The 13,708-nt window shown below is 73.1% G+C and carries 16 protein-coding genes; 3 read left to right on the forward strand and 13 right to left on the reverse strand.

The window, feature by feature from the left end; genetic code table 11:
* The first annotated feature begins 13 nt into the window (after nucleotides 1-13).
* A complete protein-coding gene (locus B1L11_RS04465) occupies nucleotides 14-439 on the forward strand; it encodes a hypothetical protein (RefSeq protein ID WP_143736949.1) in 426 nt (141 codons plus the stop codon).
* Here B1L11_RS04465 and B1L11_RS04470 read toward each other — a convergent pair.
* The 9 genes from B1L11_RS04470 to uraD form a co-directional block, all read right to left on the reverse strand.
* Nucleotides 424-1,392, reverse strand: coding sequence for a DNA-3-methyladenine glycosylase (locus B1L11_RS04470; protein WP_143736956.1), 969 nt, complete (start codon nucleotides 1,390-1,392; stop codon nucleotides 424-426). The genes B1L11_RS04465 and B1L11_RS04470 overlap by 16 nt on opposite strands.
* 4 nt (nucleotides 1,393-1,396) lie before the next feature.
* Nucleotides 1,397-2,500 (reverse strand): sugar phosphate nucleotidyltransferase, encoded by a 1,104-nt coding sequence (locus tag B1L11_RS04475; protein WP_256862218.1) that lies wholly within the window; start codon nucleotides 2,498-2,500, stop codon nucleotides 1,397-1,399.
* Nucleotides 2,501-2,847: 347 nt separating this feature from the next.
* Nucleotides 2,848-4,251 (reverse strand): glycerate kinase, encoded by a 1,404-nt coding sequence (locus B1L11_RS04480; RefSeq protein ID WP_079313304.1) that lies wholly within the window; start codon nucleotides 4,249-4,251, stop codon nucleotides 2,848-2,850.
* A 43-nt stretch (nucleotides 4,252-4,294) separates the two neighbouring features.
* Complete coding sequence (locus B1L11_RS04485; protein ID WP_256862219.1) at nucleotides 4,295-5,659, reverse strand: 8-oxoguanine deaminase; 1,365 nt, start codon at nucleotides 5,657-5,659, stop codon at nucleotides 4,295-4,297.
* A gap of 103 nt (nucleotides 5,660-5,762) precedes the next feature.
* Nucleotides 5,763-6,269 (reverse strand): (2Fe-2S)-binding protein, encoded by a 507-nt coding sequence (locus B1L11_RS04490; RefSeq protein ID WP_079313306.1) that lies wholly within the window; start codon nucleotides 6,267-6,269, stop codon nucleotides 5,763-5,765.
* Nucleotides 6,266-7,123 carry a xanthine dehydrogenase family protein subunit M gene (locus B1L11_RS04495; protein WP_079313307.1) on the reverse strand — a complete coding sequence of 286 codons (858 nt, stop codon included), beginning with the start codon at nucleotides 7,121-7,123 and terminating at the stop codon, nucleotides 6,266-6,268. Before B1L11_RS04495 ends, B1L11_RS04490 begins: the two co-directional genes overlap by 4 nt.
* Before the next feature lie 3 nt (nucleotides 7,124-7,126).
* Nucleotides 7,127-7,999: a factor-independent urate hydroxylase gene (gene pucL, locus B1L11_RS04500; protein ID WP_079313308.1), complete on the reverse strand. Its 873-nt coding sequence runs from the start codon at nucleotides 7,997-7,999 to the stop codon at nucleotides 7,127-7,129.
* 1 nt (nucleotide 8,000) lies between these two features.
* Nucleotides 8,001-8,348, reverse strand: a complete 348-nt coding sequence (uraH, locus tag B1L11_RS04505) for a hydroxyisourate hydrolase (protein ID WP_079313309.1) — start codon at nucleotides 8,346-8,348, stop codon at nucleotides 8,001-8,003.
* A complete protein-coding gene (gene uraD, locus B1L11_RS04510; RefSeq protein ID WP_079313310.1) occupies nucleotides 8,345-8,818 on the reverse strand; it encodes a 2-oxo-4-hydroxy-4-carboxy-5-ureidoimidazoline decarboxylase in 474 nt (157 codons plus the stop codon). Before uraD ends, uraH begins: the two co-directional genes overlap by 4 nt.
* 148 nt (nucleotides 8,819-8,966) lie before the next feature.
* Here uraD and B1L11_RS04515 point away from each other — a divergent pair, with 148 nt between their 5' ends.
* On the forward strand, nucleotides 8,967-9,806 hold the full coding sequence (locus B1L11_RS04515) for a deoxyribonuclease IV (protein WP_079313311.1): 840 nt from the start codon (nucleotides 8,967-8,969) through the stop codon (nucleotides 9,804-9,806).
* A 484-nt stretch (nucleotides 9,807-10,290) separates the two neighbouring features.
* Here the strand turns inward: B1L11_RS04515 and B1L11_RS04520 are convergent, their stop codons facing one another.
* Together B1L11_RS04520 and B1L11_RS04525 are read right to left on the reverse strand one after the other, a co-directional pair.
* The gene (locus tag B1L11_RS04520; protein WP_079313312.1) at nucleotides 10,291-11,142 is read right to left on the reverse strand and encodes an ABC transporter permease; all 852 of its coding nucleotides are present in this window, start codon (nucleotides 11,140-11,142) and stop codon (nucleotides 10,291-10,293) included.
* Nucleotides 11,139-12,083 (reverse strand): ATP-binding cassette domain-containing protein, encoded by a 945-nt coding sequence (locus B1L11_RS04525; RefSeq protein WP_079313313.1) that lies wholly within the window; start codon nucleotides 12,081-12,083, stop codon nucleotides 11,139-11,141. Before B1L11_RS04525 ends, B1L11_RS04520 begins: the two co-directional genes overlap by 4 nt.
* Nucleotides 12,084-12,161: 78 nt before the next feature.
* On the opposite strand from B1L11_RS04525, the gene B1L11_RS04530 reads away from it, so the two are divergent.
* Entirely contained in the window at nucleotides 12,162-12,743 is a 582-nt protein-coding gene (locus B1L11_RS04530; RefSeq protein ID WP_079313314.1) for a TetR/AcrR family transcriptional regulator, read from the forward strand.
* Nucleotides 12,744-12,799: 56 nt separating this feature from the next.
* Here B1L11_RS04530 and B1L11_RS04535 read toward each other — a convergent pair whose 3' ends face one another.
* Both B1L11_RS04535 and B1L11_RS53710 read right to left on the reverse strand, forming a co-directional pair.
* Nucleotides 12,800-13,441, reverse strand: coding sequence for a LytTR family DNA-binding domain-containing protein (locus B1L11_RS04535; RefSeq protein ID WP_306291596.1), 642 nt, complete (start codon nucleotides 13,439-13,441; stop codon nucleotides 12,800-12,802).
* Nucleotides 13,438-13,608, reverse strand: a complete 171-nt coding sequence (locus B1L11_RS53710) for a hypothetical protein (RefSeq protein WP_306291597.1) — start codon at nucleotides 13,606-13,608, stop codon at nucleotides 13,438-13,440. Before B1L11_RS53710 ends, B1L11_RS04535 begins: the two co-directional genes overlap by 4 nt.
* Nucleotides 13,609-13,708: the final 100 nt, after the last annotated feature.

Consider the following 13,708-nt stretch of genomic DNA (forward strand, 5'->3'; position numbering starts at 1 on the left):
ATTGATGGCCGTTATGGGGGTGGATGGCGCGTTTTGTCTAGCCTCGGGGGTCCGGTCGCTGGCCGTCGCGACGCTCGTCATCGGGTTGTCGGCACTGCTCGCGGGTGAGGCGTTCGCGGCGCCGTACGCCGGGCACGGCGGCGGATCGGGCAAGAGACACGCCAAGCAGGTCACGGACGGCCGCAACACGGCCAACGCGCCCACGATCGCCAGCGCCCCCCGGCAGGTGTCCACGGGCAGGCGCAACGTGAACGCCCCCGCCGGCAACAACGGCGTCGCGGTCACCGGCCTCCAGCAGGAGACGAGCGTCAGCGTCTTCACCAACACCCTCAGCGGCAGGTGCCACGCGGGGGTCGAGCACTGCGGGATCAACCAGGACCTGAAGACGCGCGAGGCCGGTGGGGCTCGGCACACCGGGCGCGGTCAGAAGGACCGGTAGTCGCGCGGGGCCATGCGCGGGCCGCGCGCCGGCGGCCTGACGCCGCTGAGCTCGATCAGCCTGACCACACGGTGGCGGTGCCCCCGGAACGGCTCGAGCAGGTCGAGCATGCCGTCGTCGTCGGTCTTCCGCCCGGTCAGCGCGTAGCCGACGATTCCCGGCAGGTGGAAGTCGCCCACGCTCGGGGCGTCCGGGTCGCCGTGGGCCCGCTGGCGCACCTCGGCGGAGGTCCACACGCCGATCCCCGGCAGCGCCCGCAGCAGGCGGTCCGCCTCCGCCGACGCCTCCGTGGTGCGCTCAAGCTTCTCGGCGTGCCGGGCCGCGTTGACGATCGTCCTGGCCCGTACGGCCTCCGCTCCGGCCCGGTGCCAGTCCCACGACGGGATCGCCCGCCACACCTCGGGCGGCGGGATCACGTACATGCCCTCGGGGGCCGGGCCGGGGGCCGGCTCGCCGTACCGGCGCATGAGGAACCGCCAGGCCCGCCACGCCTCCCTGCCGACCACCTTCTGCTCCAGCACGGCGGGCGCGAGCGCCTCGAAGACCCGCAGGGAACGCCCGATCCGCAGCCCGGCGGCACGGTCGGCCAGGCCCGCGACGAACGCGGCGGCGCGGGCCTGCCGGATATCGCCCGAGCGGGTGAGCCGCGCGAGCATCGCGGCGAAGCCGGCCACGTCGTCGTCGGCGCCCAGCAGAGAGGGAAGCGTCTCCAGCAGCCACTCCGCCCCCGGCCCCCACGCCTGCCCGAGGACCTCGCCGTGGCTCGCCGTCACGCGCAGGGTGCCGGACCCCTCGGGAGTGCGCGAGGTGCGCCAGATCGCCCCGTCCGGGGTACGCCGCCAGGCCGGGTCGCCTCCCCCGTGCCGGTGCGGCGACAGCGTCAGCGCGACGTCGAACGGCGCGGACGGCCGCCAGCGCCGCTCGCTTCGCCGCCCGGTGGAAGCCGTACGGATCACTTCAGACGTCGCTGGAGAAGCGGACCGCGCACTCGGGCAGATTTACCCCCGGCCAGACGCGCATACCGGAGGTCAGCTCGTTGCCGGGGCCGATGAGCGCGCCGTCGCCGACCACGACCTCACGCAGCACGGCGCCGGAGGCGACGCGGGCGCCGATGCCGACGACCGAATCCACGACGGTCGCGCCGGACTCCACGTGGCAGTCCTCGGACAGCACGCTGCCGCGTACGTTCGCGCCTGCCTCGACCGTGGCCCGGGCGCCGACGACCGTGCCACCGGTGACCTTGGCCTCGGGCGACACGACGGCCCCGTCCAGGAGGAGGCTCTCGCCCACCGGTCCCGGCAGCGCGGGCGAGCCGAGCTTGCCCAGCACCAGGTCGGCCGAGCCCTGCACGAACGCCGCCGGGGTGCCCACGTCCAGCCAGTACGACGTGTCGGCGTAACCGAGCACCAGTTCGCCGGCCGCGATCAGCCCGGGGAAGGTCTCCCGCTCCACCGACACCACCTGGCCCTCGGGGATCGTGTCGATGACCGAGCGCTGGAACACGTAGCAGCCGGCGTTGATCCGGTTCGTCACGGGATTGGGCGTCTTCTCCAGGAAGGCGCTGACCCGGCCGTCGTCGTCGGTCGGCACGCAGCCGAACCTCGACGGGTCGTCCACCTCCGTGAGATGGAGGGTCACCGCGGCCCCCCGTGAAACGTGCAGGTCCACCTGCGCCGCGATGTCGTGGCCCGAGAGGATGTCGCCGTTCAGCACGAGCACCGGCGCCTCGGGCGGGCAGGTCAGCGCCCGCGCGGCGTTGCGGATCGCGCCCCCGGTGCCGAGCGGCGTGTCCTCGGTCATGTAGACGATCTCCAGGCCGAAGCCCGACCCGTCGCCGAACGCCTCGCCGAACATCGAGGCCCGGTAGGACGTCGCGAAGACCACCCGGCGCACCCCGTACGCCCGCGCCTTGGCCAGTTGGTGCGCGAGGAAGGGCACCCCCGCCGTCGGAAGCAGCGGCTTGGGCGTGCTGAGTGTCAGCGGCCGCAGACGCGTGCCCTGGCCGCCCACGAGAAGGATCGCCTCAAGAGCATCCGGCGACCGCACAGAACTCTCCCTCACAGCCGCGAGGGTAGCCTAGCCGGGCCCTCCGCATGGCTCGCCGCCGCCGACCGTTGTGCGGACGTTTCAAGACAGGCGCGGAATCTCCGTTCACGAACCCGGAACCGGGCGATACGCGGGGCTGAATTCACCTCAACATGAGCAACTAAAACGGACGCCCGAAACTGCGCGGTTCACGGTGGGATCCCGGTTTCCAGTGGCGCAGGCGGGGCCGTGCGAAAGACCGTGGAAACCCCAGGTGACGCAGGTCACCATCCTGATGGGAGGAATGAAGTGATGCCGGTGAACGGGGCCGCACACCCGGCGGCCGAGGTGAGGACCTCATTCGGAAATTGGCTGGCCGCTCGTCACGAGCTGGACGAGACCGTGGGGAGGCTCCTCGACACGCCGGGCAGATGGAGAAGTTGGGGCGCTGTGCAAGAACTCCGGGAGACGGAATCTCGCGCCTGGCAGCAATTCATCCACATCTGGACGTCCGCGATCGACAGCTGAAAGGCGTTTGTTCCTATGTCGTCGCAGGAGATCGCCGACGCGATGGAGGCGTTATTCCACGCTCGTGACGCGCTCAACGACGTCCTGGCGAACCTCGCCGGTGTCGATGTCACCGGGATCGATGTCGGCGGCATCGAGAAAGCACGCCAGGAGGAGGCGGCGGCCTGGCGATATGTCGAGGACGCGCTCGCGAGAGACGCACGCGAGCGGTAGGCCGGCCAGCGGGAAACGACCTGATGGTCCACGCGTCGTTGGACGCCACCCTCGCGGCCGTTCGCGCCCTCATCGAGCCCCTGTTGCCTGCCGCTGCACCAGGTCCGCGGCTTCGGCCGCCCGTTGGTAGGCGAGCAGATGGGCTTCCGCCGAGTGCCGCCAGGTGAACTCGCGCGATCGGGTGACCCCCGCCTGTGCCAGCGAGTCACGCCGTTCCGGCGACTCCAGCAGGGCGCGCAGTGCCCGCGCGATGCTGTCGGCGTCGGGCTCGGTGTAGGCCCGGCCACGCCCATCGCGCGCACGACGCCGTCGTGCTCGGCCGCGCCCGCCAGGCCGTGGGTGTGCGCGGCCACAGCCGCCAGCCGGGCGAGCCCGGCCTCCAGCACGGCCACGTCCTGCGGGCTCGCACCCTTCTGCGGGCCGTAAACCGCCGCCGCGCCGTACGGCCCGAGCAGCGGGTTGTCCACGTCGCTCGCCACGACCACCTCGAACCCGCGCAGCAGGCCGGAGGCGTCGATCGTGTGCAGGTCGCGGAGCGCGGCCCCGCCGGGCGGCAGGTCGGCTCCGTGGGCGTCCAGCAGCCGTACGCCGAGGGCCTGGGCCATCCCCGCGCCGCCGTCGGTGCAGGCGCTGCCACCCAGGCCGAGCACGATCCGCGTCGCGCCGTGCCGTACGGCGTGGGCGATCAGCTCGCCGGTGCCGCGGCTGGTGGCGGTCAGCGGCACCGGGCCGCCCGGCAGCCGGCGCAGGCCCGACGCCTCGGCCAGTTCGATCACCGCGACCCGCGCGCCGGGCTCGTCGCGCACGGCGTAGCTCGCGGTGACCGGGTCGCCGGCCGGTCCGGTCACCTCCGTCTCGACCCGGGTGAAGCCGCTCGCCACGACCGCGTCCACGGTGCCGTCGCCTCCGTCGGCCACCGGCAGCTCGACGACCGGGACGTCCCCCGATCCCGGGAGACGCAGTCCGGCGGCCACGTGCGCGGCCACCTCGGGCGAGGTCAGCGACCCGCGGAACTTGTCCGGCGCGATGACGACGTGTCCTGTCATGGTGCGGCTCACCTGTGGCCCTTCGATCGTGTCCGGGAACGCCTCAGACATGATCCATGGTGGTCAGCCTGCGGTGGGCGGCGGCCCCCGCCCGTGCGGCCTCCGCCCCCGAGACGGTGCGCAACTCCCCGTCGTCCACCACGGTCCGGCCGCCCACGAGCAGCCGGGCGAGCGGCGGGGTGGCGCCGTACGCGAACGCGACGACAGGATCGTCGATCGCGGCGTGGAAGCCGCCGAGCCGCCACAGCGCCACGTCGGCGAGCTTGCCGGGCTCCAGCGAGCCGATCTCCGCCTCACGGCCGAGGCAGCGGGCGCCGCCGAGCGTGGCCATCTCCAGGGCCTGGCGGGCGGTCAGCGCGCGCGGGCCGTACCTGGCCCGCTGCGTGAGCACGGCCATGCGGATCTCCCCGGCCAGCGGGGTCATCTCGCTGGAGGCCGCGCCGTCGACGCCGAGGCCGACCGGCGCGCCCGCGGCCAGCAGGTCGGAGATCCGGGCGATGCCGGCGCCGAGACGGCCGTTGGAGGACGGGCAGTGGGCCGTGCCCGTGCCGGTCTCGGCGAGGCGCCGCACGTCCTTGTCGGTCAGGTGGACGCAGTGGGCCAGCCACACGTCGGGGCCCAGCCAGCCGAGCCGGTCGAGGTATTCGACGGGCAGCACGCCGAACTGCTCCCTGCAGTGCTCGTCCTCGTCGGCCGTCTCCGCCACGTGCGTGTGCAGCCGTACGCCGTGGGAGCGGGCGAGGTCGGCCGAGCGGGTCATGAGTTCGCCGCTGACCGAGAACGGCGAGCAGGGGGCGACCGCGACACGCAGCATCGACCCGAACGACGGATCATGATATTTCCGGATCGCGTCGTCGGTGGCCCGGAGGATCTCGTCGACGTCCTCCACGACCTCGTCCGGCGGGAGGCCACCGCGCGAGGCGCCCCGGTCCATGGACCCCCGGCAGGGATGGAAGCGCAGCCCGACCCGGCGCGCGGCCTCGATCTCCGCCTCGAAGAGGTCTCCCCTGCCCTTGGGGAAGATGTAGTGGTGGTCGGTCGAGGTCGTGCAGCCCGACAGGGCCAGCCAGGCCAGCCCCGCCGTCGCGGCGCCCGCCACCACCTCGGCGTCCATCCGGGCCCAGAGCCGGTAGCTCGCCACCAGCCACTCGAACAGCGTGCCGTCCGGTGTCACCCCCTGGGACGCCCACTGGTAGAGGTGGTGGTGGGTGTTGACCAGTCCGGGGGTGACCAGGCAGCCGGAACCGTCGACGCGTTCCGCCCCCTCGGGCACGGCCGTCGCCGGTCCGGGGCCGACCGCCGTGATCAGGCCGTCCTCCACGACGACGTGGCCGGACGGGATCTCCTCCCCTGCGACGGGGACGACGTAGGCGTTCTCGACGACCACGGGACGTGGGCTCTCGGGCAACGGGACTCCCGGTGTGGACGATGCGGGCGCGGCCGGACGATCCGCGGACCCCGTCATGTGCGAAGGCCCGTTCATGTGCGGCCCCGTCATGTGCGAAGCCCCGTCATGCGCGGGAGCCGGAGTCGGCACCCGCGCGGCGGGCGGCGGCCAGGCGCACCGCGTCGAGGATCTTCTCGTATCCGGTGCAGCGGCACAGGTTGCCGGCCAGGGCCTCCCGGATGTCGGCGTCCCGTGGCACCCCCTCGGCGTCCGCGAGCAGCGCGTGGGCCTGGACGACGAGACCGGGCGTGCAGAAGCCGCACTGCACGGCCCCCGCGTCCACGAACGCCCGCTGCACGTCGCTCAACCCGGTGTCCGGCCCGCCGCCGGAGGTCGCCAGGCCCTCGACCGTCACCACCTCGCGTCCCTCCGCCTGACCGGCGGCGACGAGGCACGCGCAGACCGGGGTGCCGTCGAGATAGACGGTGCAGGAGCCGCATTCGCCCTGCTCGCAGGCGTTCTTGGCGCCCGGCAGGCCGAGCCGCTCGCGCAGGACGTACAGCAGGCTCTCGCCCTCCCACACGTCGTCGGCCGTCATCGGGCGGCCGTTCACCGTGAGGTTCACCCTCATGAGTTCCCCCTGAAGTCGTCCCACGCCCAGCCGAGCGCGCGGCGCGCCATCACGGTCAGGGCGTGCGTGCGGTAGGCGGCGCGGCCCCGCACGTCGTCGATCGGCGCGGCGGAGGCGGCCACGAGTTCGCCGAATCGGCGTGCCACACCGGGATCGAGCGGGCGGCGGCCGTCCCAGTCCAGTTCGCCGGACGCGAAGTCCTCGGCCCGCGGGGCGTGGCGCGGTGTCGGCGCGGCCGAGCCGATGCCGGTGCCCACCCGGCGCCCGGACGGGTGCAGCGCGACCGCGAACGAGCACACCGCGATCACCATGGCGTTCCTGGTGCCTATCTTGGAGAAGTACTGCGGGCCGGTGGCGGCCGGGACGCGCACGGCGCGGATCAGTTCGTCGGGGGCGAGCGCGTTGCGCTTCACGCCGGTGTAGAACTCCCCGATCGGGATCAGCCGGGTGCCGCGCACCGACTCGGCCTCCACGACCGCGCCGCAGGCCAGCAGCGGCGGGTGGCTGTCGCCCGCGGGCGAGGCCGCGCCGAGGTTGCCCACGACCGTGCCCCGGTTGCGGATCTGCGGCGACCCGACCGTGCGGGACGCCTGGGCCAGGCCGGGCAGCTCGGTCCCGAGCTCGGCGATCAGCCGGGAGTAGGTCACGCCCGCGCCCACGCGGATCTCGACGCCCTCCCGCGACCACTCCCGGAGCTCGGGGATCGGCGTGAGGTCGAGCAGGGCGGCCGGACGGCCCTTGTCGAGGTTGATCTCCACCATGACGTCGGTGCCGCCCTGGAGCGGCGTGGCCTCGGGCCGCCCGGCCTTCAGCGCCAGGGCCTCCGCCCAGGTCCGCGGTCGCAGGAAGTCCATCGGCTACTCCCAGGCCGGGCCGGCGGCGGGCGCGTCCTCGCGCAGCACCGTGCCCTCGATCAGCCCGTACGGCCGGTCGGCGGCGAAGAAGACCTCGCCGTCGTTGTCCAGCCCGAAGGGCGCCAGGTCCACCAGGAAGTGGTGCTTGTTCGGCAGCGACAGGCGCACCTCGCAGACTCCCGGGCACTCGGCCAGCACGCGCGTGCCCATGGCGTACAGCGTCTGCTGCAGGGACAGGCTGTAGGTGTCGGCGAAGGCCGCGAGCAGCGCGCCCCGCGCGTTCTCGTAGACCTTGTCCCAGTCCTGCGAGGCGGCCTGCGAGGCGTCCGTGTGCCGCCACGCCGCGTCCACGGCGGTGGCCAGGACGCGGTCGCGGGTCTCCGGCAGCGTCGTGTACTCGTCCTTGGCGAAGCCCCAGAACTCGGAGTTGGTCGTGTTGAGCACGACGAGGTCGCGCAGCCCGGAGACCACCCACGACCGCGTCCCGTCGTAGTGGGCCACGCAGGTGCGGACCTCCCGGCCCGAGCGGACGAACGAGTGCCCGAACGCGCCGTTGCGCTCCCAGGCGTGCTCCTCGACGGCGACCCTCGCATGGTGGATCGCGGGCTGGGAGTCCGCGAAATGACGCGCGAGCAGCAGCGCGAAGTCCTCGATCGCCCCGACGCCGTGCTTCTTGGCGAACGCGAAGACCGTGTTCTTCTGCGTGTCGGTGGGCAGGACTGCGGAGTTGTCCCCGCTCAGGTGCACCTCGGTCATGTCGCCCGACAGCGAGGTGCTGACGGTGAGGTCCTTGATCCGGTGGGCGTCGCCGTGCCGGGTCACCCGCACGACCCTCGTCTCGGCCTTGCCGTACCTGTTGGGCCCCAGAACGGCCACGTCAGCTCCCCCGGTAGGTCGAGTAGGCGAACGGGCTCAGCAGCAGCGGCACGTGGTAGTGCTCGCCGGCCTCCCGGATGGCGAACACGACGCTCACCTCGGGGAAGAACGCCTCGTCCCCAAGGTAGCCGCCGGTGTCGAACACGAGCCGGTAGGTCCCCGGGCGGGGATCCGCCGCCGGGTCCCACTCCCGGCCCAGCGGGGTCCACTCCCGGATGCGCCCGTCGCCGTCGGTGCGGCCCTCCGCCACCGGCACGAACCCGTGCGCGGCGCGCCGCGACAGCCGTACGGACAGGTCCTTGGCCGGCCGCCCGGCGGCGGTGTCGAGCACGTGCGTCGAAAGGCTCACCGGCCCTCCCAGAGCTTGGCCAGCCGCAACGCGACGATCTTGGACAGCTCGTCCCCGACCACCTTGCGCTCGGTCTCCTCGTCGTTGCCGAGCCGGTCCCGCAGCAGCGCCAGCAGTTCACCGGCCTCCCGGCCCGTGGCGCAGACCAGGTAGACGTGGCCGAACCGGCTCTCGTAGGCGGCGTTGCCCTCGCGGAGCGCGCCCAGCACGTCGCGTCCGGCCTCCGCGGTCCCGGACTGTTCCGCCCGCGACCACGCGGCCTCGCGTCCCCCGCCGCCGGGCCGCTCACCGATCCGCGGGTGCGCCGCCAGCGCCTCCAGCACGTCGTCCCAGGTCAGCTCCGCGAGAGCCGACTCGCTCGCGCGGCGGAGCCCGTCGAGATCCCGGAACGGCCCGCGCGCGGCGACCGCCTCCACCCACCTGGCGGAGGCGCAGCAGGACCGCAGGTCCTCCCGGCTGAGTTCGCGCATGCCCGTCAGTCAACCGCCGGGCCCGAGGCGGGTCCAGCGGCGCGAAGTCCGAACCGGACGCCCTGCTCGGGGGGCCGCTTTGTACGTTGTGACAAAGGGGGCGGCACCAGCCTGCAGCAACATCCCGTGCCAATACTCTGGGGGCATCATGACTTCTTCCAATCTCATCGGCGGGCACGTCTTCGTCGCCGGCGGCCTGGCCAAGGGCGGGCTGAAGTACGCGGCCGACATCGGCGCCGAGATGATCCAGGTCTTCGTCACCAACCCGCGGGGCTGGGCGCTCAGCGAGGGGAACCCCGCCGAGGACGCCAAGCTGCGCGAGTCGGGCGTGCCGGTCTTCCTGCACGCCGCCTATCTCGTGAACTGCGGGTCGCCGACGCCGGAGACCCTGGAGAACTCGATCGCGGTGATCCGCCACACCCTGCGCAGGGGCGTCGAGACCGGCGCGCTCGGCGTGGTCGTCCACACCGGCTCGGCCGTGAGCCAGCCGCGCGAGGCCGCGATGCGCCAGATCCACGAGCGCCTGCTGCCGGTGCTGGACGAGCTGCCCGACGACGGCCCCGACCTGCTGCTCGAACCGATGGCGGGCCAGGGCCAGATGCTGTGCGCGACCGTCCAGGACCTCGGGCCCTACCTGGAGGCCCTCGACCACCATCCCAAGGTCGGCGTCTGCCTCGACACCTGCCACGCCTTCGCGGCGGGCCACGACCTGGCCGCGCCCGGCGGGGTGAAGGAGATGATGGACGCGCTGAACGACGTGGCCCCCGGCCGGCTCAAGCTGATCCACGCCAACGACTCGAAGGACCCCTGCGGCTCGAAGCGCGACCGGCACGAGAACATCGGGGCCGGGCACATCGGCGCCCAGGCGTTCGGCGAGCTGATGCGCCACCCCACGACCGCCGGGGTGCCCATCTGCATCGAGACCCCGGGCAAGGTGGAAAAGCACCGCGAGGACATCGAACTGCTCAAGAAGCTGCGCGGCGACTGACCGGTCGCGTTCCCCGGCCCGCCGGTCGCCGCACCGCAGCGGGGTTTCTCGGCAGCACCCGCCGTCCGGGGCAGCGGCACCGGGCGTTCCGGAGGTGGCGGCGCCTGGTGTTCAGGGGCAGCGGCCTCGCGGGGAAAAGCAGGAATGGGGCGTTCGCGGCGATCCGGCGCCCCCGTATGGCCGGATCGCCGCGCACCCCCCGATACGCGTGGGCGGGGCCCTTCCCCCCCGAGTAGGGCCCCGCTTGGTAACCACTTGGTGACAACCTGCTCACTTTGTGATTACCCCGCGTGTCTTGCGACGTGCGAAAGACTACGAGGTGTAGTCGGGCGGCGGGATGGCCGTTCGGACGAGCGGTCTCTAGTTAGCGCCATGCGGCCCGCTCCCGCACGACGAGCGGGCCCCGGGAGACGACGAGCGGTAGATCGGGGCGCGCGAAGACACGCCCCCGCCCAGCCGCGCGCCCCCGGCGAGTGTGCACGGCTCACCTGCCGAGGCGGCGGTAGCGGCGGGCCGACAGGGGCAGGAAGACGAGCGTGATCAGCAGTGGCCAGCCGATCGCCAGCGTGAGGGCGTGTTCGGCGGCCCAGGACCCGCCCTGCCATCCGGGGTTGCCGAACAGCATCCGGCACGCGGCGACCGTCGCCGACAGCGGGTTCCACTCCGCGATCGCCCCGAGCCAGCCCGGCAGGAGCGCCGGGGACACGAAGGTGTTGGCCAGCATCGTGAGCGGCAGCAGCGGCAGCCAGGCCGCGCTGGCCGCCTCCGGGGCGAGCGCCAGGCCGAGGTAGATCCCCACCCAGATGAGCGCGAAGCGCAGCAGGAGGAGCAGGCCCACGGCGGCCAGGGCGTCGCCGATCCCCCGGTGCCAGCTCCATCCGGCGACCAGGCCGCACGCGAGCAGGACCAGCAGTTCGAGCACCGAGTTGACGATGTCGGCGAAGGCGCGGCCGAGCACCACGCCGGGCCGCGATATCGGCATCGAGCGGTAGCGGTCGGTCACCCCGCGGGCGGTCTGCAGGCTGACCACCGTCATCGTGGTCATCACCCCCATCGCCATCGTCTGGGAGAACATGCCCGGCATCAGGAACTCGCGGTAGTCGCCGCCGCCCGCGACGTTCATCGCGCTGCCGAGGACGTAGCCGAACAGCACGACCATGACGATCGGATACAGCGTCAGGTTGAGGACCGCGGCCGGGTTGCGGACCCAGTGCTTGAGGTTGGTGCGGGCGATGACCGACGCGTCCGACAGCGTCCAGCGCAGCCGCTCGCCCCAGCGGGGCGGCGCGTCCACCGGGGCGTCCACCGGGGCGTCCGGGGCGGCGAGGGCGCTCACGCGGCCGCCTCCGCCGTCAGGCTCAGGAACACCTCGTCCAGCGTCGGACGGCGCAGGGAGACGTCCTCGACCTCGATGCCGCGCCGCTCCAGCTCGCGTACGACCGTGGTGAGCGCGCCGACGCGATCGCGTACGGGGGCGGTCAGGCGGCGCGTGTCCGCGTCGGCCACGGGCTCGGCCTGCGCGACGCCCGCGAGGACCGCGGCGGCGTCGCCGAGGCGGGCGGGATCGCGCACGACGAGGTCGAGATGGTCACCGCCGATCAGCGACTTCAGACGCTCGGGGGTGTCGTCCGCGATCACCCTGCCTCCGTCGATCACCGCGATCTGCCGGGCGAGCTGGTCGGCCTCGAACAGGTACTGCGTCGTCATGAGCACGGTGCTGCCGGCGTCGGCGAGCCCGCGCACGCTGCGCCAGACCTCCGTGCGGCTGCGGGGGTCGAGCCCGGTGGTCGGCTCGTCGAGGAAGAGCACGCGCGGAGCCTGGATGAATGCGGCGGCCAGGTCGAGACGGCGCCGCATGCCGCCGGAGTAGTGCCTGACCCGCCGGTCGGCCGCCCCGGACAGCCCGAACCGCTCCAGAAGCTCACCGGCGCGGCGGCGCGCCGTCGCCGCGCCGAGATGGTGGAGCCGCCCCCACATCTCGAGGTTCTCCCGCCCGGTGAGGATCTCGTCCACGGCCGCCTCCTGCCCGGCCAGGCCGATCCGGCGGCGCACCTCGGCCGGCTGCCGCACGACGTCGAACCCGGCCACGAGCGCGCGGCCGGAGCCCGGCCGCGCCAGCGTGGTCAGCACGCGGACGGCGGTGGTCTTGCCCGCGCCGTTCGGGCCGAGAACCGCGCACACGCTCCCGTCGGCGACTCTCAGGTCGAACCCGTCGAGGGCTCTGGTGTCGCCGTAGCGCTTGCCCAGCCCCTCGGCGACGATGGAGTAAGATTTCATAAGCTCATAATGAGACATCGATGTCCCACGATCAAACGGTGAAGTCTCCTATTGGGCGCCGCTGCTAGCCTTCCGGGCGTGACCGACACCAGGGAATCGGGCACGCGCAGCCGCACGCGCCGTGCCATCCTCGCCGCGGCGGCCTCGGTCCTCGCCCGCGATCGCGGCGCGACGCTCGCGGACATCGCCGAAGCCGCCGAGATCGGCCGCAGCACGCTGCACCGCTACTTCTCCGACCGGCAGGACCTCGTGAACGCGGCCGTCGTCGATTCCTTCCGCGTGGTGGAGAGATCGACGGCCGAGGCGGCCATCGACCAGGGTCCGCCGCTCGAGGCGATGCGCAGGCTGATCGCCGCCCTGGTGGACGCCGGGGACCGCCTGGCGTTCCTGTTCGGCGACCCCCGGGTGCTCGAGGAGTTCACGGCCTGTTTCGAGCCCGACCTGTCGGTGCCGACCACCGTCGGCCTGATCGAGCGCGGCCAGGCCGAGGGCGTGTTCGACCCCGGCGTCAGCGCCGAGTGGATCCAGCAGGTGCTGTGGGCCCTCACCTATACCGGCTGGGAGGCGGCCGAGAAGGGGCTGCTCCCCCGGCACGGCGTCGCCGCCGCAGTGACCCGCGCCTTCGAGAGCGGCATGGTCGTGTCCCCGGCCCGCCCCTGAGCGCCGTACGGCCCGCTACGACGGGCGCGGGGACCCCGAGGTGATCGCGCGGAGGCTCAGGGACGGAACTGGCGGACGAGCTGCTCGCGCACCTGCCGGGTGTGCCGCCTGCTCACCGGCAGCGTCTCGCCGCCCACCTGCAGGACCACCCGCCCGGCGTCGAAGCGCAGCTCGCTCACGTGCCGCGCGTTGACCAGGGTGCTGCGGTGGGCCCGGACGAACCCCGCACCCGCCCAGCGGCGTTCCAGCGCCGCGAGGGACATGCGTACGAGGTAGACGGCGTCGGCCGTGTGCAGGCGGACGTAGTCGCCGTGCGCCTCGGCGTAGCACACGTCCTGCCGGGCCACGAACTTCGTGCGGCCCCCGAGCTCGACCGGGATCGTCTCCAGGTCCTCCTCGGCGCCGGGAGGCGCGACGGCGGCCGAGAGCCGGCGCACGGCCTCCGCCAGGCGTTCCGGGCGTACGGGCTTGAGCAGGTAGTCGACGGCCTCCAGCTCGAACGCCTGGACGGCGCAGTCGTGGGCGCTGACGAAGACCAGACGGGGAGGCGCGGGGAAACCGCCGATGAGCCGGGCCAGGTCGAGGCCGTCGAGGCCCGGCATGCGCACGTCGAGGAAGACGCCGTCGAGGCGCTCCCCGTCGGCGATCATCTGGACCATGTCGTGCAGGGCGGCCCCGCCGTCGGTCGCCGTCCTCACGTGCTCCACCCGGGCGCCTGGCGGAGCAGGAAGGCGAGCTCGGACAGGGCGGGGACCTCGTCGTCCACCGCGAGGACACGCAGCATGGCGTCCACCGTGCCGCGTTCCCCGCCCTCCGCGCAAGGGGTGACCGAGCGGTAGGTGACATTCCCGATACTCTCCGCCACCGTCGCGGTGGGTGCCCGGGCAAGCTCCAGGCCAAGACTAGGTAGAGCTATTCGGCTTTTGCCGCCTAAAGGGCTATTTGTTCGCCAGGGCTGCCTACCG

Source organism: Microbispora sp. GKU 823, from assembly GCF_002027145.1.
GTDB classification, from domain to species: Bacteria; Actinomycetota; Actinomycetes; order Streptosporangiales; family Streptosporangiaceae; genus Microbispora; species Microbispora siamensis.